Origin of the sequence: Kitasatospora sp. NPDC058478, from assembly GCF_042720345.1 — a bacterium.
Classification (GTDB): domain Bacteria; phylum Actinomycetota; class Actinomycetes; order Streptomycetales; family Streptomycetaceae; genus Kitasatospora.
In genome coordinates this window covers 37,419-58,406 of the sequence record NZ_JBHXML010000051.1, presented here as the reverse complement: position 1 = coordinate 58,406, position 20,988 = coordinate 37,419, and the positions used below count along the sequence as shown (strand labels likewise).

Here is a 20,988-nt window from a genome sequence, read left to right as displayed (position 1 = left end):
GAGCGGCGGGACCTGGGGGTGGCGGGTCAGGCGGGGTGGATGCCCGGGTTGCCGGCCTGGGTGACGAAGGAGGCGGCGGTGGTGACGGTGCCGCCGGGGCGGGTGATGTGGGAGACGGCGCGGTAGTCGGCGCGGACCTGGTGGCGGTCCAGGGTGAGCGTGGTGTAGCCGCGCCGTCCGTCGTAGAACTTCATGTGCGGGTTGGCCGACATCAGGTTCTGCCAGTTGGACGGCTTCTCCTCGCCGTCGCCGTCGCTGCTGATCGAGGTGCCGACGAACTCCACGCCCACGGTGCGCGAGTCCGGCTTGTCGAAGTCGCGCTTGACGTCCAGGGCGTAGGCGACGTGGACGTCACCGGTCAGGAGCACCAGGTTCTCCACCCCGGCCCGGTCGACGGCGGTCAGGAAGCGCTCGCGGGCGGCCGGGTAGCCGTCCCAGGCGTCCATGGAGAGCTTGGAGCGCTCGGCGGTGGTGTTCTTGCGGCGGGAGAAGACGACCTGCTGCGGCACGACGTTCCAGGTCGCCCGGGAGCGGTGCAGGCCCTCGGCGAACCAGCGTTCCTGGGCGGCGCCCATCAGGGTGCGCCGCGGGTCCTCGGACTCCGGGGTGGGGTACTGCCAGCCGTCGCCGTTGGCCTGGTCGTCGCGGTACTGGCGGGTGTCGAGGATGTCGAACTGCGCCAACTGCCCGAAGTGGACACGCCGGTAGAGGGTGAGCTCGGTGCCGCGCGGCTGCGGCATCCGCAGCGGCATGTTCTCCCAGTACGCGCGGTAGGCGGCGGCGCGGCGGGCGATGAACGGCGCCGGGTCCTGGCCCTTCTCGGGGATGCCGGCCGCGTAGTTGTTCTCCACCTCGTGGTCGTCCCAGGTGACGTACCAGGGGTGGGCGGCGTGCGCGGCCTGGAGGTCGGGGTCGTTCTTGTAGAGGGAGTAGCGCAGCCGGTAGTCCTCCAGCGTGGCGGTCTCGTGGTTGAACAGCGCCGGCAGGGTGCGGTCGGTGTACTTGCGGTCGCCGCCCGCCGCGTCGATGCCGTACTCGTAGATGTAGTCGCCGACGTGGAACACCGCGGCCAGGTCCTCGTCGGCCAGGTGGCGGTAGGCGGTGAAGTAGCCGTCCTCGTAGGCCTGGCAGGACACCAGCCCGAAGCGGACGGCGTCCAGCCGGCGCCCGCGCTCCGGCGCGGTACGGGTGCGGCCCACGGGGCTGCTCCAGGCGCCGACGGTGAAGCGGTACCAGTACACCCGGTCCGCGTCGAGGCCGTCGACGTCCACGTGCACCGCGTAGTTGAACTCGGCGTGCGCGCGGGCGCTGCCGCGCCGCACCACCTTGCGGAACCGCTCGTCGCGGGCCAGCTCCCAGCCCACCCGCACCGAGCCGGCGGGCGGCAGCCCGGCGCCGGGCTCCAGGGGGCGCGGCGCCAGGCGGGTCCACAGCACGACGGCCCCGGGCAGCGGGTCGCCGGAGGCCACGCCGAGGGTGAACGGGTTGCCGGTGATGGCGCGCGGTCCGAACTCGGCGTCCTCGGCGTGCGCGGACGGCAGGTTGACGGTGAACGCCAGCGCGGCGGCGGCCGAGGTGACGGTGAGGAAGCGGCGCCGGTCCAGCCGCGCGGCGGCCTCGCGCAGCTGCTGGTCGGGGGAGGGGCGGTCGGCAGGGCGGGTCATGGGGTGAAGGCCTTTCGCTGCTCGGCGGTGTGCGAAGGAATTCGAGTGGACCGCGCCGTACGCCAGGGGTCGGAATTCCGGCAGCCGAGTGATTATCTGATGGGGGAACCGTGAAGGTCCGACAAATCCCCCCGGGTGGACGGAAATGGACGCGCGTAGCGCCCCCCGCGCGAACCGGTCCACTTGGCCCGCGACCGCAGACCGTCCCGCCCCCGACCGGGCCCGCCGCCGGCCCCGGCCCGCCCGCAGGACCCGCCCCGCAGTCGGCCGGCAAAACCCCGAACCCGCACGAGGGGGCGGCTGCTCCGTACCCGGAACGGGCCGCGCGACCCGGGCCGCCCCGCACTGCACAGGGCCGCTGGCAAAGTCAAGAAAAACCACCCGAACGGGTGGGTCCACTTTTACGCCGGAGCGCGGTCGTGATGTACAACACGCTGGCACCCCAAGCGAGTTGACTGATAGGAATCACCCCGGGGGACCCGCCCATCAGCTCACACCTCTGGGAGGGAACCATGAAGAACCGCTTTGTACGTCGTGCGGGTGTTGTGGTGGCCGGCCTCGCCGTCCTGACAGTCGGCTTCGGCAGCACGGCGGCCATGGCGGCCGCCCCGGCCCCGGCCCCGGTCGCAGTGGTCCAGAACGTCACGCCCGCCATCACGGACGTGCAGACCTGGACCTACGTCACCGGCCCGCTGGAGACCACGCTCACCCTCGACACGACCGCCCGCTCCGCGTCCATCGTGGTGTACGCGAACGTGCCGTTCCTCGGCAAGGTCAAGGTCGGCAGCGCCTCCGGCAGCCTGACCGAGGGCATCACCTTCCACCTTGGCCTGTCGCCGTTCGTCAACGGCACGCAGAGGTTCTACCTGGTCGGCGACGACGTGCACCTGTACTACGACTTCGACGCGCTCGGCAAGCACTACACGGGCGACGTCAAGCTCGGCACGCTCCCGCCGTTCTAGCAGCCCCGCTCCACACCACCGGCGCCGCCCGCCGCCCGCCGCCCCCGCGACCCGGGGGCGGCGGGCGGACCCACACCCGCACCCGCACCAGCCGCCCGGCTCCCGCCACGGCCACCCGCGCGAACGCCGGCCCTACAACTGCTGCGGCAGCCAGCCGTTCTGCACCGCCCGCATCCCGAACTCGAAACGACTGCGCGCACCCAGCCGCTCCATCAGATCCGTCGCCACCCGCCGCGCCGTCCGCGACGACACCCCCAGCCGCTTGGCGATCGCCTCGTCCGTCAGCCCCTGCGCCAGCAACCGCACCACCGTCGCCTCCGGCGCACTGAGCCCGCCCTCGTCCCGCACCGCCGACGGCCCCAACTCCCGCGCCTGGCCCCACACGTGCTCGAACAGCGCACACAGTGCCACCAGCGTCCCGTGACCGGTCAGCACGACCGCCCCCGCCCGGGTGTCCTCCCCGCTGACCGGGATCAGCGCCGTCGCCCGATCGAAGATGATCATCCGGGTCGGCAGCTCCGGCGCCGTCCGCACCTCCCCGCCCAGCTCCGCCAACCAGCCCACATACGCCACCGTCGGCTGGCTGTTGCGCACACTGTCCAGGTACACCGTCCGCATCCGCACCCCCCGGCCCAGCAGATCCCGGTCATGCGGCCGGGACGCCTCGATGCTCTCCGGAGAATGCCCGCCACCCGGCGCGAACGTCATGATCTCCGCCGTCAGACCACGGGCCAGCGAAGCGATCCGGTCCCGGATCTGGTCCAGGCCCACCAACTGCTCCACCCCCGCGTGCGAGGCGGCCGGCCGCAGATCCGCGTACTCCGCGATCAACTGCGCAGCCGCCGCCCGGGACGCCTCGATCCGCAGCTGCTGCGCCGCCAGATCAGCCTGCTGACGAGCCATCAGCAACTCCATGCCGACCTGCGGCGACACCGCACGCAGCTCGCCCTCCCGCTCGTAGGAGGGCCGGATCAGCGCCAGCTCGCTCAGCAGGTCCAGACAGCGCCGGACCTCCTCCTCGCTGCGCCCGAGCCGCTCCGCCAGCGCCCGCACCCCGTCGCCGGGATGCGCGAGCATGCTGCGGTAGACGCTCTCTGACACGGCATCCAGCCCGAGTGCGGTCAGCATGCCTCGTTACCCCCCGGTGTGTAAGGCCTGAATCGCCAATCGCTGCGTACGCGATCATCGCACGCGAGTGCGAGAGGGGGCCAGCAAGGGCCCTTGGACGGTTCCGGACACCGCCGGAACCGTCCAGGTTGATCCTCTATGCCGGGATGTCGACGGTTCGGCAGAGTCCGTTCCATGTACCTGATTCACGCCGAGATCCAGGCCCCGGCCCCGGCCCCGGCAGCGGCGCTCGCGCCCGACACCGCCGGGGCGCTGCTGGCGAGCGCGCGGCCCCAGGAGCGCATCGAACACGTCGCCGTGCACGAGGGCGCCGGCCCCGGCGCCGTCCTCGGCGTCTACCTGGTCGCCGGCCGGCTGAGCGCCGCCGAGACCGTCGTCGACACGTTCTGCCGGCGCGCCGTCGAGACCGTCCCCGCGCTGCACGGCTGGACGCTCACCCGCGTCGGCGCCCCGCTCGTCGCGCCGTTCTACGAGCGCCTGCTGGACTGATCCGGCCCGGCTGGACGGATCCGGACGCTGCCGCTTCCGTCCACCGGAGAGCCCTTCCACCCGCCCTGAACTGCGACGAAGCTAGTACTCGCCAGCAGGGCCCACCGCCCGGAGGCAAACCGGCCGAGCGTCTACCGCGGGACGCGACACCGGACCCACCGTCACCCGCCCAGTTCTCGAAAGAGGTCCACCCCCATGCTTCGCACCCCGCTCGCCAAGGCCGCCGCGGTCGCCACCCTCGCCCTCGCCGCCGTCCTGCCGATCGCCGGCCAGGCCTCGGCCAACACCATCTGGGACGGCCCCACCCCCGCCCCGGCCGCCACGACGGCGAACACCATCTGGGACGGCCCCACCCCCGCCCCGGCCGCCACGACGGCGAACACCATCTGGGACGGCCCCACCCCCGCCCCGGCCGCCGCGACGGCGAACACCATCTGGGACGGCCCCGCGCCGGTCACCACCCCCGCGCCGGTCACCGTCACCCCGGCCAACACCATCTGGGACTGACCCGACCCACGCCGGCCACTTCCGTGAACACCATCCGGGACTGACCCGCCCCGTGCCGCCCGAGGCCACCCGACCGCTGCTCCTGCAGGGCAGCCGTCCGCCTCCCTCCGGGCCACGCCCCTCGACTTCCCGCGCCCGCACCGGGCGCCCACCGCCGCTCTCACACCGTCAGGACGTGTCGTCATGCCCTCCGCGCTCTCCAAGCTCGCCCGCATCACCCTCGCCGCCTCCATCGCCGCCTCCGGCGCGATAGCCGCCACGGCCGTCACCACCACCGCGGCCCACGCCGCCGCCTCGTCCACCGTCGGCGGCCAGATCACCCGGTCGGAGATCCTCTCCCGCGCCCAGTACTGGTTCAACCAGAACCCGGGCCTCACCTACAACCAGGGCGCGACCTTCCCGGACTCCAGCGGCCGCTACTACCGCAAGGACTGCTCCGGTTACGTCTCCATGGCCTGGCACCTGGGCTACAGCGCCACCACCCAGTCCATCGCCACCGACGAGAGCTACGAGATCCCGCGCAGCGACCTGCGCCCCGGGGACGTCCTCAACAGCTTCTACGACCACGTCCTGCTCTTCGAGAAGTGGGACGACCCCGGCCACACCACCTTCTCCTACTACTCCTTCGGCTCCACCCCGGTGAAGCACATCACCGGCGCCTCCATCAACGCCGCGAAGTTCGACTCGCACCCCAACGGCGACTACAAGGCGCGGCGCTACAAGAACGTCGTCGAGGACGTCAGCACCTCCCCGTCCTCGCTGCCCTCCGGCACCCTGGTCAAGTCCCCGAACGGCGCCTCGGTCAAGGTCATCATCAACGGCGCGGGCCTGCCGGTCGCCGGCTCCGACGTCGCCCCCGACGGCTACGACCTGAGCAAGATCGTCCAGGTCGACGACGGCGCCTTCAACGCCCTGCCCACCGTGCCGCCGCCCGGCACCGTGGTCCACGACCAGGCCGGCGGCTCCTCCCGCTACGTCGTGGTCGGCGGCGCGGCGCTGGTCATCTCCGGCTCGGACTGGACCGCCGACGGCTACAACACCCGCGCCGACATGGGCGTCCCGTCCAGCTGGCTGCAGGGCGCGATCAACACCGGCCCGGCCACCGGACTCGTCGTGATGGACCAGTCCGGCACCGACGCCGGCCGCTACGTCGTCGTCAACGGCACCGCCATGCACATCTCCGCCGCCGAGTGGACCGCCGACGGCTACAACACCCAGTCCCTGATGGGCGTGCCCAGCGACTGGCTGAAGGCCGCCATCGCCAAGCCCATGCCCAACGGCACCGTCCTGATGGACCAGTCCGGCACCGACCCCAGCCGCTACGTCGTCGTCGGCGGCGCCGCCCTGCCCATCTCCGCCGCCGAGTGGACCGCCGACGGCTACAACCTCCAGTCCCTGATGGGCGTGCCCGGCGAGTGGCTCAACACCACGGCCAGGAAGACCGTCCCGGACGGCACCCTGATCAAGGGCCAGGCCGGCACCGACCCGTCGATCTACGTGATGGTCAACAACTCCGCGCTGCCGATGACCAGCGCCGAGTTCACCACCACCTACGCCAACCAGCCGGTCCTGGGCGTCCCGGAGGCATGGGAGGCCGCTGAGGTCGCCCGCCCGCTCGCCAACGGCACCCTGATCACCAACGCCGCCGGCACCGACTCCACCGTCTACGTGATGGCCGGCGGCCTGGCCGTCCCGCTCACCTACGCCGACTTCACCGGCTACGGCTACGACAAGCTGCCGCTGCGCGGCGCCCCCGGCAGCTGGGAGCAGGCGGCCGCCGCCAAGAGCGCCCCGGCCGACGGCACCCTGCTGCAGTCCTCCGACGGCCCCACCGTCTGGCAGGTCGTCAACGGCGGCGGCAAGAAGGCGGCCGCGCCCGGCTCCTACAACGCCGCCGACGTGGTGAAGGTCCCGACCGCGCTGACCGCCAAGCTCCCCACCGTCGCCTGACGCGCCCACCCCGCCAGGGCGGCCCGGCCACCGCCGGCCGGGCCGCCCGGCACCCGCACACCTGCTCGCACACCCGCTCGCACACCCGCCAACCCGCTCGCCAACCCGTACCTGCCCCAGGGGGAATTCCGTCATGACCGCCGCCGCCCGCAAGACACCGGCCCTCGCCGCCGCCACCGGCCTGCTCGCCCTCGCCGCCCCGCTCGCCCTCGGCGGCCAGGCCTCCGCGGCCTCGGTGTCCACCTGGGACAAGGTCGCCCAGTGCGAGAGCGGCGGCAACTGGAGCATCAACACCAACAACGGCTACTACGGCGGCCTCCAGTTCTCCCAGAGCACCTGGCTCGCCTACGGCGGCAGCCAGTACGCCCCCTACGCCAACCGGGCGACCAAGCAGCAGCAGATCCTGATCGCCGAGAAGGTCCTCGCCGGGCAGGGCCAGGGCGCCTGGCCGGTCTGCGGCCCGGGGGCCAACCTGGGCGCCGACCACGCCAACCCCTACCCGGCCGGCACCTCCTACCCCGACCCGGCGTCGCTGCCCACCGGCACGCTCGTCAAGTCGCCCAACGGCTCCTCGGTCAAGGTCCTGATCAGCGGCGCGGGCCTGCCCGTCGCCGGCTCCGACGTCGCCCCCGACGGCTACGACCTGAGCAAGATCGTCCTGGTGGACGACGCCCGCTTCAACGCCCTGCCCACCACCCCGCCCGAGGGCACCGTCGTCCACGACCAGGCCGGCGGTTCCTCCCGCTTCGTCGTCGTCGCCGGCGCGGCGCTGTCCATCTCCGGCGCGGACTGGACGGCGGCCGGCTACAACACCCGCCCCGACCTGGGCGTCCCCACCGCCTGGCTGCAGAACGCGCTCACCAACACCCTCCCGACCGGCCTCGTCGTCCACGACCAGGCCGGCGGCAACGCCCGCTACGTCGTCGTCTCCGGCGCCGCCCTGCCCATCTCCGGCGCCGAGTGGACCGCCGACGGCTACAACACCCGCGCCGACATGGGCGTCCCCGGCGCCTGGCTCGCCTCCGCCACCCGGGCCACCGTCCCGAACGGCACGGTCGTCAACGGCCAGGCCGGCACCGACCCGTCGATGTACGTCATGGTCAACGGCACCGCCCTGCCCATCTCCGGCAGCGAGTGGACCGCCGACGGCTACAACACCAAGACCCTGATGGGCGTGCCCGAGGCCTGGCTGCAGGGCGCCGTCGCCAAGCCCCTGAAGAACGGCACGGTCCTCACCGACGCCGCCGGCACCAACTCCACCGTCTACGTGATGGCCGGCGGCCTGGCGGTCTCCCTGACCTACGCCGACTTCACCGCGATGGGCTACGACAAGCAGCCGCTCATGGGCGTCCCCGGCACCTGGCTGGGCGGGGCCGCCGCCAAGAGCGCCCCCGCCGACGGCACCCTGCTGCTCTCGCCCGACAGCCCCACCGTCTGGCTGGTCGCGGGCGGCGGCAAGAAGGCCCTCACCGCAGCCGACTTCGGCCCCGGCAAGTACAGCCTCGCCGACGTGGTCAACGTCCCGACCGCGCTGACCGCCAAGCTCCCGACCACCACCGCGTAACCCCGGCCCCCGACCACCCCCGAGCCGCCCGGCCACACCCGCCGGGCGGCTCGGGCGTGTGCCGCCGCCGCGCCGCGTGCCGTGCTTGCTCCCTGCGGTCGGAGGGGCGGCTCCGCACCGGCGTGGAATCGTCCGTGCACGCCCCGACCGGCTCTGCCGCGATCCCGCAGTGCCCCCCGCGCCCCGTGGCATCCGCCGGGGCACCGGCGCGTCGACGCCGGCGGGCGCGGGCCGACCCCCTTGACTTGGGGGGGCGGGGCGCCCCGGACCGGTTCCGCCGTGTGTGCGCCCCGCGCCCGCCGGTTCGGAGAGGACGGCCTTGAAGGTTCTGACGCACAACGTGATGTTCCTGTCCGGGCTGACGCAGAAGAGCGAGGGCGACTGGAACAACGCGGCGCGCTCGCGGCTGATCGCCGAGTCCGCGTATGTCGCGGACCACGACGTGCTGGTCTTCCAGGAACTCTTCGACCCCGGCCCCTCCGAGGAGTTGATGCAGGGCCTGGAGGGCCGGGGGTACCGCCACCGCACGCCGGTGGTCGGGGTGGACGAGTCGGGCTGGGCCGCCACGCACGGCCGGCAGATCTCCCCGCTGCACGCCCGCGGCGGGGTCGCGATCGTCAGCCGGTGGCCCATCCTGCGGATGGAGCAGTACGTCCACGACGTGGCCTGCGGCTGGGACGCCGAGGCCGCCAAGGGCTTCGCCTACGCCGTACTGGAGGTCGACGGCCGGCGCGTGCACGTGGTGGGCACCCACCTGCAGTCCGACGACGGCGCGTGCCCGACCGGCCGGGCGAGGATCATGCGCCGCTCCCAGCTGCGCGACATCGACGTCTTCCTGACGGACCGCCGGATCCCGGCGCACGAGCCGGTGATCGTCGCCGGGGACTTCAACACCGACCGCCACTCGCCCGACTTCCAGGACGTCCTGGGCTTCGGGAACCTCCAGGAGGCGGGCCCCCGGACCGGCTGGAAGTACTCCTTCGACACCATCGCCAACGACGCCGCCCTGCACCGCCACCCGGCCGACCCCGCCGAGGACACGGACCACGTCCTGCTCCGCAAGGGCCACGCCCCGCCGTGCGACGCCTGGACGAGCGAGGTCCTGAAGACCGCCTCGCCGGCCTGGGAGGCGGGCGGCCGGGCGTTCACCGACTACAGCGACCACTACCCGGTGACCGCGGGCCACTGAGTCCGGGCCGCTGAGCCCGGGCCCTGGGGCGGTCGCCCGGCAAGCGCGAGTCGTCCGACAGGAGGAGCGGAAATGAGCTATTCGGCACCACAGCAGTTCGGCGAACTCACCTTCGTCTTCAGCACCGGCGAGACGAGACCGCCCGAGGGCTACCACGCCCTGTGCAGCGTCATCCCCGACGACGCCCCGATGACCTGGGTGCGGGGGAGCACCGGCGGCTCGGCCGCGCTGGCCGAGCCCAGGCAGTGGCGCAAGGTCACCGACTCGGACGGGGTGCTGCGCGGCCTGGTGCCGGTGGCCCCTCCCGGGTACCGGGCGCTGAGCGCGCTGTGGTCCTCGGACACGGTCCACGGCCCCCGTGACGTCCTGCGCGACCTCGGCGGCGCGGCCTTCGTCGCCCAGGGCGACCTGCGCTGCGTGAAGGAGGAGATCGGCGGACGCCCCTACGTGGCCGTCGGCGCCTGGCGCGGGCGCGGCGGACTGGAGATCCCCGAGACCGTCCGCCCCGAGACGATCCCCGGCGGCACGGGCTGCCTGCTGACCCCCGGCATCGCGACCTGGATCTCCTACTTCGACGGCGACTACGAGGGGGAGGACCCCGGCGACGTCCACGTGCTGGACGTGCCGATGCGGCAGGTCCGGCAGGGGACGGCGAAGGGCCCGGCCGTCACGGACGGAGGCGACGCGCCCGAGCGGACCGAGCCCGTCGTCGACCGGGAGGTGGTCCTCCCGTGCACCGCCGTCCTCGACCGGGGCGCGTCCACGGAGTGGATCCTGCGCAACTCGCCGACGTACACGGTGCGGCGCCAGCGGTTCTACACCCGGGTCGCGGTCACCGACCTGCGGGAGGACCCGGGCCCGGGCACGGTCGGCGCCACCGTCCCGTGGGGGGTGGACGAGGCGCAGTCACAGGCCTGCCGCGAAGCCGTCGGCCTGTCCGTGGGGTTCGAGGCGGGCGTCGAGATCGAGGGCCGCGGAGCCAGGGCGGCCGCGTCCCTCAGCCGCGAACTCGGCTACGACAGCACGCGTTTCGTCACCGCCATGACCCGGGAACGGCAGGAGGTCCGCGCCCCCGCGCCGGGCCTGCACCTCACCGCGCTGTACGTCGAGAGCCACCGCATCGAGGTCGTCCGCAACGACCCGGACCACACGCCCCCCTCGGACCGGGCGGGCCTGACGTTCAACGCCCACGCGTCCTGGACGGCGCCCACCCACCCGCCGCGCCACTGAGGGGCCGGCGCCGCCGGCCCCTCGGCGCACCGGCCGGTGCGCCCCGAATGCCGCCGTCACCACTCTGTTGACTGTTCATCAGATCTTGCGAACTCGTGGCCGTCGGCTGGTTGGGCCGGACGGGCGGTGGCTACGCTCGGCCGTGTCGTCCGATGGGGGGCGGCACCCGTCGCGTGCCGCGCGCGCCCGGCCCTCGTGGCCCTCGGGCGTCGGAGCGGAGCACGCGCGGGCGGTTCCCACGGGAGTGGATCATGAGCTCTGTTGGTCGCAAGACCGTCGCGGTGATGGCCGCGGCCTTGGCCTCGCTGGGTGCGGGGAGCGCGGTCACCGCGTCCGCGGCCGCCTCGTCGGCCCCGTCGTGCAGCGGGGCGGCGGAGTGCCCCAGCCTCAAGCCGACCAGGCTCACGACCAGCCAGGCGAGCCTGAACGTCACCCAGATGCAGCTGGAGAACATCCACGCGATGGCCTCCGACGCGGTGACCGGGGAGCCCATCCGCGGTGCCCGGATCGTGTTCGCCACCGTGGGCGGCCGGACGCTGGGCGCGGCCTACACCGACTACGACGGCATCGCCGCGATCACCGCCCCCGAGAACCTGGGCCCCGGCACCTTGCAGGAACTGCTGGGCGGCTACGAGGCCGCGATGGTCGGCGACGGCGTCCACGCCCCGGCCGGCGCGCACGGGGCCATCACCATCGGCACCGACCAGGGCCCCGGCGTCCCGGGAGGCCCGTGTGCCGTGTGCAGCGACCGCGGGCTCAAGCAGGACGTGGTCCCGGTGGACTGGAGCCGGTAGGGGCGCTGGTGCGGCACCGGCCGATGCGGCCCCGGGCGTGAGCGCGTCCGAGGCCGCATGACGACGAGAGGGCGGGACACCATGACAGGGCCGGACACCGCGACGGAGCGGGGTACTGCGACGGATCGGGACACCGTGACGGAGCAGCCGTCGCCGGTGAGCACGGACGCGATCTGGCGGCTCCCAGTGACGGTCTGCCGCATCACCGGGCTCCTGGGCGAGCGGACGGCCGGCGCCCTGCTGGCACGCGCCGTCGCCGTCGCCTCCGCAGGTGAGGCGTTGCAGCCCTCCCTGATCGGGGACCGGGAACTGGCCCCCGACTTCCGCCGCTCCCGCTCGTGCCGGGAGTTCGCCGCGCCCGAACTGCTGGCGGCCATCGACGAGGTGCTGGAGGCGGTCGAGCACACCCTGGGCGTCTCCTGCTGCAACACCGAGCCCGACTACACCCTCAACGTGCACAACGACGGCGACTTCTACCGGCCGCACCAGGACACCAGCGCCGAGTTCTCCCCCCGGCGCCTGCTCACCTTCGTCTACTACCTGCACGGAACGCCCCGGCCGTTCGGCGGCGGCGAGCTGCGCGTGTTCGACGCCGCCCTGCCGCTGTACGGCGGGACGACGGGGGAGTGGGAGAAGCGCACCTGGCGGGACTGGGAGCCCGAGCACGACAGCATCGTGTTCTTCCGCCCCACCGCCTGGCACGAGGTGCGCCCGGTGCAATGCCCGAGCCGGCAGGCCGAGGACAGCCGCTTCGCCGTCAACGGCTGGCTGTGCAGCCCCGATCCGGCGAACGGGGCGAGTGGGGCGAGCGGGGTGCGCTGACGCTCAGTCCTTCAGCATCACCAGCGGCAGTCCGCTACCGTCCCAGGCGCGGCGCGTCTCGTCGGCCCGGTAGCGGTCGGCTTCCAGGTCGGCGGCGAAGGCCTCCAGGAACTCCCGCAGGCCGGCGGCCTCGTAGCAGGCCCGCCAGCCCTCGTGCGACCAGTCGATGATCTGGCCGCGGCGCTGCGGGGCGGGCGGGTCCAGGTCGATGCAGATCACGTCGCCGTTGCCGATGGAGATGAAGGGGATCCATCCGGCGGACCAGGCGACGTCCCGGCGGATCACGCCGTCCTCCGCCCGCTCGTCCCAGGGCGGGTCCCCGGCGTCGGCGGACCGTTCGCGCCAGTCGTCCACCATCGCGTCGAGCGGGTGGAGCGCGGTGTGTAAACCGATCAGGACCCCCGGCAGGCCGTCGTGGCAGCGGTAGGACTCCCGGACGTCCGGCGGGAGTTCCACCCCCATCGCGGCCTCCGCCGCCCGGATCTGCCCGTCGGTGGCGCCGGGCGGCATCGCGGCCGCCACCTCCGGGGCGATCCGTTCCAGCGCGGCCTCGATCCGCGCCCACAGCTGCTGCATCGGGAAGCCCCCTTCGTCGTGTCGAGTGATCGAGTCGAGGACCGGAACGTAGCACCGGCCACCGACAGTCATCAGTCATCGGGCGGTGCCAGGGCTCCTGTCAGAGCCACCTGGTAGGAAGGGGCTGATCGTCAGCCGACCGGCCGTCGATGCGTGGTCACCGTAGGAGGTCCGGATGTCCGTGGAAGACACTCCCGTGCGGGAGGACGTCATGACGGCCGGGGCGGCCCTGCGGATCTACCCCGATCCGGCGGACGTCTTCGTCGCCGACCAGGCCGAGTTGGCCCGGCACCTGCACCCGCTGGTATCGATCGACCTGGCCCAGGTCAACCCGGCCTGGCACGGGTGGATCCACCTGCTGAGCCCGCTGGAGCCGTCGGAGGGCTGCATCGGCGACCACACCTCGGCCTTCCACACGGGGCTCCAGGCGTCCAACTGGCTCGGCTTCACGCTGGAGGGCGACCGCTTCCGCCTGGCCGGAGACCTGCGCTACTTCGCCCGGGCGGCGGGCCCGGGCGAAGTCCCCGACCCCTGGCCGGGGTTCCACGCCGACCTCGCCGAGCACTGCGAACGCCAGGAGCGCAGTTACCGGGCGCACCGCGACAGCTTCCGCCGCGAGGGCCGGCTCGTCCACCTCGGCGACGACGGCCTGCCGTACCCCGGCAGTACCGGCGAGATGGCGCTCCTGGACCAGCTCGGCGGCTACGCCGACTCCGCCGGCAACTGGATCGAGACCGATGTGTTCCCGCTCGACTACGACGGCGACCGCACCTGGCCGGTCGGCCCGTCCGGCCGCCGCTTCGAGTTCGTGGCGGCGGTGCCCGGCTGGCACTACCGCAGCAGCGGCGCCGACTGGATCATGCTGTTCTTCGAACCCGTCGACCGGCTGGCCCTGTTGACCTTCGACTGGAGCTGAGGCGCGGCGATGCCACCGGAGGAGCGGCAGGGCGGTCAGGGTGGTCAGGGTGCGGCAGGCGCCCGAGCGGCCGCGCAGGACTTCTTCGACGAGATGCGCCGGTGGGAGGAGTGGATGGCCTCCTGCCGGCACGGCACCACGGGCGGCGAGCAACTGGCGGCGGTGAAGGAGGTGTTCGCCAGGCATCTGGCGGCCAGGGCGCTGGCCCGGCACCAGTCGCGCTACGACCTGCTGTGCTTCGGCACGCCGCCGGAGTTCGAGGCGCCGATCCTGCGTGTCGAACAGGAGTCGCCGGTCAGGTGCTGGGTGTACGTACCGGAAGGGCTGATCGGCGGCGAGGCCCGCTACGCGATGGTGCGCGAGGGTGGTGCGTGGAAGGCCGCGTTCAAGGAGGCCGACATCGCCCTGACGGGCCGGTGGAAGAGGTGGCTGGATCTCTGACACCCGGGCCGGGCCGACCGCTCCGGGCCGGTCAGGCGCGGCAGCGCAGCAGTTCCAGCGGCGGGCTGGCGAGGAGGTCCGCCCAGAAGTCCTCGCCGAATTCGCGCAGGCCGGCTTCGGACACCTGGAGTGGGACCCACTCGGCGTCGCCGAACCCGGCGGCCCGCAGGCACTCCTCGTAGACCTCGCGGCGCGGGGCCGCGCCCACGATGCTGATCGGCTGCGGGTCGAGGAGGGCGGTGATCCGCACCTGCGGGCCCGTCTCGATCTCCTCGCCGGTCGGCTCGCAGCGGAACCCGTATTTGTCCAGGGAGGGGCAGTCGAAGCGGTAGTCGGGTTTCTGGGCGAGTACGAAGAACTCCCCGCCCGGTACCAGGCTCCGGTGGATGTTGCGGCACATCCGCTCCATCGCCGCGACGTCCTCGGCGTAGTTGAGGCACTGCACTCCCAGTGCGATGTCGAAGTGACGGTCGAGGGGCCGCAGTTCGGCCACGTCGCCGACCTCGTAGCGCACGCCCAGCGGGTCGCGCTGCTCGATCGTGCGCGCGGCGGCGACCATCTCGGCGGAGATGTCGACGCCGAGGACGTCGGTGGCGCCGCGCCGCTTGAACTCCCTGCTGTAGAAGCCGGTGCCGCACGCCAGGTCGAGGACCGACCGGCCGGCCACGTCCCCGACCAGGCCCAGGAAGCTCGGCACCTCCCCGTAGCGGATCAACGGCAGGGACTTGAACCCCTCGAACGCCTCGCCGATCCCGTCGTACTGCTGCACGCCCACGTGCCGCCCCTCCTGTGTGTCGCCCGCCGGGTCGCGGCCGTGGCGGAAAGTCTCCTCCGCCCCGCCGGGCCGCCGTACTGGCAGATGACACAAAGAAGTTGGCCGGTGGCGGCGGCTCGGGGTGCGCACCCTCCTATCGCCCGACACCACTCTTCGGGGGGCGGGGAAACGCCGTCGAAGGTCCATTCGGGTGACGTCCCGCGTCCTCGCGCGTCCGAACGGCCACACTGGCAGCGCTGAGGAAGCCCGCCGTTCAAAGGAGACGAGTCCGTGAAGAGCCTCGGAAGGACGCTGGTCACCGTCGGTGCCGCTGCGGTTCTGTGCATCGCGGTCCCGGCCAACGCCCAGGCCGCGGAGGGGACTTTCACCTACATCAGCAACAACCAGGAGCACACGCTGGAGAACCCCGAGGGTGACCGGTGCTACGACCTCGGCCGCCGTGTCGCCGAGCTGTACAACGACACCGACGCGGAGGCGGCCGTCTTCCTCGGCGCCGGTTGCCGGGACGAGATCGGGACCATCAGGTCGGGTGGTTCGAGCACCCGAAGCGGCATCGGCTCGGTCAGTTTCACCGACGACGAGTAGCCGGCGCACCCGGCGGCGGGGCGGCCCGGCCGTCCGACGTGATCGTGAAGGGCTCGGACCAGTTGCCGGAATCACCGGACAGGACGACCCGGTAGTCGTCTCCAGGGGGGACGTCCGGCACGGTCACCTCCATCCGTCCCAGCAGGATGTCGAAGTCACGGGCGAGGACGCGGTCGAGGAGGGTGACGCCGCCTGCGCGCAAGGCGATGGACCCCGTGCGGTTGGTGATCTGCGCCGGCGGATCCGAGACGTCCCAGGTGACTTCGACCCGCTCGCCGACCCGCCAGAGCGCCCCCGCCCGAGGGGAGAGAATGCGCGGCACGTAGACGTCGCGCCGGGACGTGCGCTCGGCGGAATGGGCGGCCACCGCCAGGCCGGCGGCCTGCGCCTGCGCCGGCACCGTGGTGAGCAGGCTCGGCATCGCGGCGGCGGCCAGTGCCACCACGCCCAGGACGGGTCCGTTCCAGATCCTCATGGCCCCCAGTGTCTCGGTTCGGCCCCCGACGAGCGCACGGACGGGCGCCCCTTCCCTCGATCGGGGGAACGGCTGTCGGTGACGAACGGCCCGTGAGGGGGGCGTGGCCCGGGGCCTGAGGGCGGCAAGCGGCCCGTCAGCCGCGTGACGGGGTGTGAGGTGAGGGCGTCACGGCTCCTTTTCCGGTGCGGGTCGGTCGCCTACGGTGGGTCACCCCGAAGACGAGGAGCGGAGGTTCCCTGTGGCGGACGAGGCGACGACGCAGTACCGCAGCTATGCCTGGGAGGACGAGCACGGCGTCAAGTACGTGGCCGCCTACCCGGGCGACGAGGAGGCCGACGAGGAGCGCAAGGCCGAGCTGCGGGCGTTGGGCGCCCGCGTGTCGGCGGACCTGGTGGCCGAACAGGAGGCCGAGCGGGAAGCCGAGCGGCGCAGGGCCGGGCGAGGGGCCGGGCGTGCGGGGCCGGCGCTGCGGATGATCCGTGGTGAGGGTTCGTCCTGAGTGCGCGACCGGGCCCGCCGGTCCGCAGGGCGCGGACGGGCGGGCCCGCTTCAGGCCGGGCCGTCGGGGGTGTGGTCGAAGGTGTGGGCGCGGTGCCGGGCGAGGTCGCTGAAGGAGCGGGCGGCGGCGCTCTGGTAGGCGGTGTCCCGGCGGAGCAGGGCGACGGCGCGCGAGGGGAGCGGCGGGTCGACCGGGACGGAGCGCAGGTGGGGGTGTTCGCGGGTGGTGGCGTCGGGTAGCACGGTGGCGAGGCCGGTGCGTTGGACGATCGCGACGAGCGCGCTGACGGAATTGGCCTCGATGGCGATCCGCGGCCGGACCCGGTGGTCGGAGAGGAACCGGTCGATGTGCTGCCGGGTCGCGAAGTCACCGCTGAGCAGGGCGAGTTGCTGGTCGCCCAGTTCGCGGACCGGGAGCGGGCCCGAGTGGGCCGCGTACGGGTGGTCGGAGGCGACGACGAGGCCGAGGTGCTCGGTGAACAGGGTCGTGGCGGTGACGGCCGGCAGGTGCGCTCCGCCGAAGGCGATGCCGAGGTCGAGCTGGTCGGCGGCCAGCTCGGACTCGATGCGTTCCTGTGCCATCTCGCGGACGTCCAGGCTGATCCCGGGGTGGCGCGCGTGGAAGTCCCCGATGAGCGGCCCGGTCAGGTAGGCGGTGAAGGTCGGGGTCACGGCCAGGCGCAGGGTGCCGCGTGAGAGGTCCTTGACGTCCCGCACCGCGCGCTCGGCCGCCGCGAGGTCGCGCAGGGCCCGGCGCGCGTAGTGGGCGTAGGCCTGGCCGGCGTCGGTGAGGCGCACGGTGCGCCCGGAGCGGTCGAGGAGCTGCACGTGCAGAGAGCCCTCCAGCTGCTTGATCTGCTGCGAGAGGGTCGGCTGCGAGACGTGCAGGGCTTCGGCGGCGCGGGTGAAGTTGGCGTGCTCGGCCACGGCGAGCAGGTACCGGAGGTGGCGCAGTTCCATGAGCCAACTATAGGCAGCACTGATGGCAATGATGGATACCGCGTCTTGGACACTATAGGGCCAGGTCATGCATCGTTGAGGTCATCGGCAGGCACCAACGGTCGTCGAAGAAGGAGTGACCTCATGAACGAGATGGCGCAGGGTTTCCAGCGGTTCAGCCGGGAGGTGTTCCCGGCCCGGGCGGCACTGTTCAAGAGGCTCGCCACCACCCATCAGCCGACCGCGCTGTTCATCGGCTGCTCGGACGCCCGGGTCGTGCCGGAGCTGATCACCCAGACCGATCCGGGCGAGCTGTTCGTCATCCGCACCGCCGGCAACCTCGTGCCCCCGTACACCCGGGGCGCGGACGGTGTCGCGGCGAGTATCGAGTACGCGGTCGGCGTGCTCGGGGTCACGGACGTGATCGTCTGCGGGCACTCCGCGTGCGGCGCGATGACCGCCCTCGCCTCCGGCGGCGACCTCACCGGCCTGCCCGCCGTCGCCACCTGGCTGCACCACGCGGACGTCGCCAAGGCCCGCACCGACGCGGGCGGGCACCCGGCCGGCGCGGAGCGGGTCGCCGCCCTGGTGAAGGACAACGTCCTCGCCCAGCTGGCCAACCTGAAGACCCACCCGTCGGTGGCCAAGGCCCTGGTGCAGGGCAGGTTGACCCTGCACGGCTGGGTCTACGACATCGGATCCGGCTCCGCCGAGACGCTCGACACCGACAGCGGACGGTTCGTCGCCCTGGCAGGCTGACCACCGCGTCCCCTCCGACCACTCCCTCCCACCACCCCCAGACCAGGTCCGGGCACCCGCCCCGGACCCATCCCCGAAAGGCTCACCCCATGGTGCACGCGCAGTTCGACCAGACCGCCCGTCAGCAGCTCGCCCTGGAGGTCGTCGACGCCAAGATCCGCAAGGACCTCACCTGGCAGGAGCTCGCCGACACGACCGGCCTGTCCGTCGCCTTCGTCACCGCCGCCCTGCTCGGCCAGCACGCCCTGCCCGCCGACGCGGCCAAGGCCGTCACCGAGCTCCTGGGCCTGGACGAGGACGCGGCCCGGCTGCTCCAGACCATCCCGCTGCGCGGCAGCATCCCCGGCGGCATCCCCACCGACCCGACCATCTACCGCTTCTACGAGATGCTCCAGGTCTACGGCACCACCCTCAAGGCCCTGGTCCACGAGCAGCTCGGCGACGGCATCATCAGCGCCATCAACTTCAAGCTCGACGTCAAGACCGTCGAGGACCCCGAGGGCGGCCACCGCGCCGTCATCACCCTGGACGGCAAGTACCTGCCCACCAAGCCGTTCTGACCCCCGGCCCGCCGTCCCGCCCCTGACCAGCAAGGAACCGCCACCGTGGACTTCGCCCAGCACACCATCGACCTCGCCCGCCGCAACGTCGCCGAAGGCGGGCGCCCGTTCGCCACCGTCATCGTCAAGGACGGCGAGATCCTCGCCGAGAGTGCGAACAAGGTCGCCCAGACCGGCGACCCCACCGCGCACGCCGAGATCCTCGCCATCCGCGACGCCTGCACGAGGCTCGGCACCGAGCACCTGACCGGCACCACCATCTACGTCCTCGCCCACCCCTGCCCGATGTGCCTGGGCTCGCTCTACTATTGCAGCCCCGACGAGGTCGTCTTCCTCACCACCCGCGACGACTACGAACCGCACTACGTCGACGACCGCAAGTACTTCGAACTCGCCACCTTCTACAGTGAGTTCGCCAAGAACTGGGACGAGCGCCGGCTGCCGATGCGCTACCTGCCCAGCGACGCGGCCATCGACGTCTACCGGGCGTGGCGCGAGCGCAACGGCGGCGAACGCCGCGTCGCCGGCGCGCCCGTCGCGGCCTGACGAGGGCGCACACGATGCCCGAGCCGATCGAGAAGGCCGCGTGGATCCGGCCGGAGAACGGCCGGGTCCACGCCGCAGCCGGCTTCCTCCTCCGCAGGCCACGGGGCACTTCGCCGAGAGGCGGGTCTACCGGTCGTCGAACTCGCCGGCGCGGGTGGCGGTGACGAAGGCCTGCCAGGCGGGGGCGGGGAAGAGGAGGACGGGCCCGTCGGGGTCCTTGGAATCGCGCACGGGCTGCACGCCGCTGAAGCCGTCGGCGATCTCGATGCATTCGCCTCCGCCGCCGCTGTGCGAACTCTTGCGCCAGGTGGTTGCCATCGCGTTGCCTCCTGCGGGTGGAGTGGGAAGTCGATGGGGATGACTTCCCACTCCGGCGTCAGATAGGCCTAGAAGCCTCTTGAAGATCTTGCTCTGGCTGCCCGACTCACCCCAGATTGCCGGTAAATGTCAATCAGGTCGAACTGGTACAAGCCGGGCGCGCTTTCAACATCTTCATCAGTCTTCTAGTTGGCGTCGAACTCGCCGGTGCCGACGGCGGTGACGAAGGCCTGCCAGGCATCGGTGGGGAAGAGGAGAGCAGGCCCGTTGGGGTCTTTGGAGTCGCGGACCGGGACGATGCCGGGGAAGTCGTCGGAGACCTCGACGCACTGGCCGCCTTGTCCACTGCGCGTGCTTTTGCGCCAGCGAGCGCCGGATAGGTCAAGGTGCACTTTCAAATTCCTTCCGTACTAAGCGGATCAGCTCAAGCGACGGGGCCAGAGGCAGCGCCTCGGCTTGCAGCCGATCGTACTCCCTGGCCCAGCCCGCGAGGCTTTCGGCGTCGCGTTCCAGAAGACCACGTAGGTGGCTCTCCGAATAGCCGAGCAGCGAACGATTCGGCATCGTCAGAAGTGTCACCGGGTGTGCGAACGGCCGGTGCTCTCCGAGGCTGAGCGGGGCTACCTGGATGGTCATGTTCGGCCGGTTAGCCAGCTCTTCCAAGTGAGCCAACTGGCGTGCCATCACCGCTGGTCCACCGATCGGCCGTCGCAGGCTCCACTCGTCGAGTACGGCCTGGACGTACGGCGGAGACGCTCGGTTGATCCGTTCCTGTCGGGAGAGGAGGAACCGCACTCGCTCGTCGGCTTGCTGCTGCGTAACGGTCCCACGCTTGACGGGTGCCTGTTCGTAGGCCGCTGCGTAGTCCGGAGTCTGGAGGAGTCCTGCGATGACTCCGCTTTCGAAGAGCCGGATGGTGTTCGCTTCGGCTTCCTTCTCTGCGTACTCAGGGAAACCCTCTATCAGGATGCTGTGTTCAAGCTGGTCGAGCATCAGGCCGAGGGTGCCGCCGGTGGCGAGGTGCTCGTCCACGAGATCGACGAATCGGCGGCTCGGTGCGCGGATGCCGCGCTCGATGCTGGAGATGTAGGCACCGGAGTAGGCGATGGCCTCTCCGAGTTCCGTCTGGGTCAGGCCGCGTGCCTCGCGTGAACGGCGGAGCTGAATCCCGAGGGTCGCGTAGGGAGATGACGCAGGATCAAGCTTCTTACGGTTCATGATGCTTCCCAACTGAACCATGCTGAACTGGCGACTTCAGATGCTTCCCTAGGAGGGGGTCGTTCCGCAAGTCTTTCCCA

The 20,988-nt window shown here is 72.1% G+C and carries 25 protein-coding genes; 16 read left to right on the top strand and 9 right to left on the bottom strand.

Features of this window, described 5'->3' with window-relative positions:
• Positions 1-26: 26 nt before the first annotated feature.
• Positions 27-1,664: an alkaline phosphatase D family protein gene (locus ACFWPT_RS26630; protein ID WP_380376111.1), complete on the bottom strand. Its 1,638-nt coding sequence runs from the start codon at positions 1,662-1,664 to the stop codon at positions 27-29.
• A 512-nt stretch (positions 1,665-2,176) separates the two neighbouring features.
• Here ACFWPT_RS26630 and ACFWPT_RS26625 point away from each other — a divergent pair.
• Positions 2,177-2,626, top strand: a complete 450-nt coding sequence (locus ACFWPT_RS26625) for a hypothetical protein (protein WP_159398753.1) — start codon at positions 2,177-2,179, stop codon at positions 2,624-2,626.
• Between the two features lie 132 nt (positions 2,627-2,758).
• On the opposite strand, the gene ACFWPT_RS26620 is transcribed toward ACFWPT_RS26625, so the two are convergent.
• Entirely contained in the window at positions 2,759-3,754 is a 996-nt protein-coding gene (locus tag ACFWPT_RS26620; RefSeq protein ID WP_063352933.1) for a helix-turn-helix transcriptional regulator, read from the bottom strand.
• 174 nt (positions 3,755-3,928) lie between these two features.
• Here ACFWPT_RS26620 and ACFWPT_RS26615 point away from each other — a divergent pair, with 174 nt between their 5' ends.
• From ACFWPT_RS26615 to ACFWPT_RS26580, 8 genes are all read left to right on the top strand, one after another.
• A complete protein-coding gene (locus ACFWPT_RS26615) occupies positions 3,929-4,243 on the top strand; it encodes a hypothetical protein (RefSeq protein ID WP_380484777.1) in 315 nt (104 codons plus the stop codon).
• A 195-nt stretch (positions 4,244-4,438) separates the two neighbouring features.
• Positions 4,439-4,750: a hypothetical protein gene (locus ACFWPT_RS26610; protein WP_380484775.1), complete on the top strand. Its 312-nt coding sequence runs from the start codon at positions 4,439-4,441 to the stop codon at positions 4,748-4,750.
• A 183-nt stretch (positions 4,751-4,933) separates the two neighbouring features.
• Positions 4,934-6,700: a hypothetical protein gene (locus tag ACFWPT_RS26605; RefSeq protein ID WP_380376104.1), complete on the top strand. Its 1,767-nt coding sequence runs from the start codon at positions 4,934-4,936 to the stop codon at positions 6,698-6,700.
• Positions 6,701-6,833: 133 nt separating this feature from the next.
• Positions 6,834-8,264 carry a transglycosylase family protein gene (locus tag ACFWPT_RS26600; protein ID WP_380484773.1) on the top strand — a complete coding sequence of 477 codons (1,431 nt, stop codon included), beginning with the start codon at positions 6,834-6,836 and terminating at the stop codon, positions 8,262-8,264.
• A 319-nt stretch (positions 8,265-8,583) separates the two neighbouring features.
• Positions 8,584-9,453, top strand: a complete 870-nt coding sequence (locus ACFWPT_RS26595; RefSeq protein ID WP_380484771.1) for a sphingomyelin phosphodiesterase — start codon at positions 8,584-8,586, stop codon at positions 9,451-9,453.
• 72 nt (positions 9,454-9,525) lie between these two features.
• Positions 9,526-10,683, top strand: coding sequence for a hypothetical protein (locus tag ACFWPT_RS26590; RefSeq protein ID WP_380484769.1), 1,158 nt, complete (start codon positions 9,526-9,528; stop codon positions 10,681-10,683).
• Between the two features lie 251 nt (positions 10,684-10,934).
• Positions 10,935-11,477, top strand: coding sequence for a hypothetical protein (locus ACFWPT_RS26585; RefSeq protein WP_380376098.1), 543 nt, complete (start codon positions 10,935-10,937; stop codon positions 11,475-11,477).
• 135 nt (positions 11,478-11,612) lie between these two features.
• Positions 11,613-12,299 carry a 2OG-Fe(II) oxygenase gene (locus tag ACFWPT_RS26580; RefSeq protein ID WP_380484767.1) on the top strand — a complete coding sequence of 229 codons (687 nt, stop codon included), beginning with the start codon at positions 11,613-11,615 and terminating at the stop codon, positions 12,297-12,299.
• A 3-nt stretch (positions 12,300-12,302) separates the two neighbouring features.
• Here the strand turns inward: ACFWPT_RS26580 and ACFWPT_RS26575 are convergent, their stop codons facing one another.
• A complete protein-coding gene (locus tag ACFWPT_RS26575; RefSeq protein WP_380376095.1) occupies positions 12,303-12,875 on the bottom strand; it encodes an SMI1/KNR4 family protein in 573 nt (190 codons plus the stop codon).
• Positions 12,876-13,050: 175 nt separating this feature from the next.
• Here ACFWPT_RS26575 and ACFWPT_RS26570 point away from each other — a divergent pair, with 175 nt between their 5' ends.
• Positions 13,051-13,791 carry a hypothetical protein gene (locus tag ACFWPT_RS26570; protein ID WP_363378152.1) on the top strand — a complete coding sequence of 247 codons (741 nt, stop codon included), beginning with the start codon at positions 13,051-13,053 and terminating at the stop codon, positions 13,789-13,791.
• Between the two features lie 9 nt (positions 13,792-13,800).
• Positions 13,801-14,232 carry a hypothetical protein gene (locus tag ACFWPT_RS26565; protein ID WP_380484765.1) on the top strand — a complete coding sequence of 144 codons (432 nt, stop codon included), beginning with the start codon at positions 13,801-13,803 and terminating at the stop codon, positions 14,230-14,232.
• Between the two features lie 31 nt (positions 14,233-14,263).
• On the opposite strand, the gene ACFWPT_RS26560 is transcribed toward ACFWPT_RS26565, so the two are convergent.
• Positions 14,264-15,007: a class I SAM-dependent methyltransferase gene (locus ACFWPT_RS26560; RefSeq protein WP_380484763.1), complete on the bottom strand. Its 744-nt coding sequence runs from the start codon at positions 15,005-15,007 to the stop codon at positions 14,264-14,266.
• A 270-nt stretch (positions 15,008-15,277) separates the two neighbouring features.
• Between ACFWPT_RS26560 and ACFWPT_RS26555 the strand changes: the two genes are divergently transcribed.
• Entirely contained in the window at positions 15,278-15,592 is a 315-nt protein-coding gene (locus ACFWPT_RS26555; RefSeq protein WP_380484761.1) for a hypothetical protein, read from the top strand.
• On the opposite strand, the gene ACFWPT_RS26550 is transcribed toward ACFWPT_RS26555, so the two are convergent.
• A complete protein-coding gene (locus ACFWPT_RS26550; RefSeq protein WP_380484759.1) occupies positions 15,576-16,067 on the bottom strand; it encodes a Ser-Thr-rich GPI-anchored membrane family protein in 492 nt (163 codons plus the stop codon). The genes ACFWPT_RS26555 and ACFWPT_RS26550 overlap by 17 nt on opposite strands.
• A 241-nt stretch (positions 16,068-16,308) precedes the next feature.
• On the opposite strand from ACFWPT_RS26550, the gene ACFWPT_RS26545 reads away from it, so the two are divergent.
• Complete coding sequence (locus ACFWPT_RS26545) at positions 16,309-16,569, top strand: hypothetical protein (protein ID WP_380484757.1); 261 nt, start codon at positions 16,309-16,311, stop codon at positions 16,567-16,569.
• 50 nt (positions 16,570-16,619) lie between these two features.
• On the opposite strand, the gene cynR is transcribed toward ACFWPT_RS26545, so the two are convergent.
• A complete protein-coding gene (gene cynR / locus ACFWPT_RS26540; RefSeq protein WP_380484755.1) occupies positions 16,620-17,528 on the bottom strand; it encodes a transcriptional regulator CynR in 909 nt (302 codons plus the stop codon).
• A gap of 123 nt (positions 17,529-17,651) precedes the next feature.
• Here cynR and ACFWPT_RS26535 point away from each other — a divergent pair, with 123 nt between their 5' ends.
• From ACFWPT_RS26535 to ACFWPT_RS26525, 3 genes are all read left to right on the top strand, one after another.
• Positions 17,652-18,266, top strand: a complete 615-nt coding sequence (locus ACFWPT_RS26535; protein WP_380376084.1) for a carbonic anhydrase — start codon at positions 17,652-17,654, stop codon at positions 18,264-18,266.
• An 89-nt stretch (positions 18,267-18,355) separates the two neighbouring features.
• A complete protein-coding gene (cynS, locus tag ACFWPT_RS26530) occupies positions 18,356-18,826 on the top strand; it encodes a cyanase (RefSeq protein WP_063352917.1) in 471 nt (156 codons plus the stop codon).
• 45 nt (positions 18,827-18,871) lie between these two features.
• Positions 18,872-19,372, top strand: a complete 501-nt coding sequence (locus ACFWPT_RS26525) for a nucleoside deaminase (protein WP_380484752.1) — start codon at positions 18,872-18,874, stop codon at positions 19,370-19,372.
• A 126-nt stretch (positions 19,373-19,498) separates the two neighbouring features.
• On the opposite strand, the gene ACFWPT_RS26520 is transcribed toward ACFWPT_RS26525, so the two are convergent.
• The 3 genes from ACFWPT_RS26520 to ACFWPT_RS26510 form a co-directional block, all read right to left on the bottom strand.
• A complete protein-coding gene (locus ACFWPT_RS26520) occupies positions 19,499-19,690 on the bottom strand; it encodes a DUF397 domain-containing protein (protein ID WP_380484750.1) in 192 nt (63 codons plus the stop codon).
• Positions 19,691-19,875: 185 nt separating this feature from the next.
• Positions 19,876-20,082 (bottom strand): DUF397 domain-containing protein, encoded by a 207-nt coding sequence (locus ACFWPT_RS26515; protein WP_063352952.1) that lies wholly within the window; start codon positions 20,080-20,082, stop codon positions 19,876-19,878.
• Positions 20,072-20,908 (bottom strand): helix-turn-helix domain-containing protein, encoded by an 837-nt coding sequence (locus tag ACFWPT_RS26510; RefSeq protein ID WP_380484747.1) that lies wholly within the window; start codon positions 20,906-20,908, stop codon positions 20,072-20,074. The genes ACFWPT_RS26515 and ACFWPT_RS26510 overlap by 11 nt, the downstream gene beginning before the upstream one ends.
• Positions 20,909-20,988: the final 80 nt, after the last annotated feature.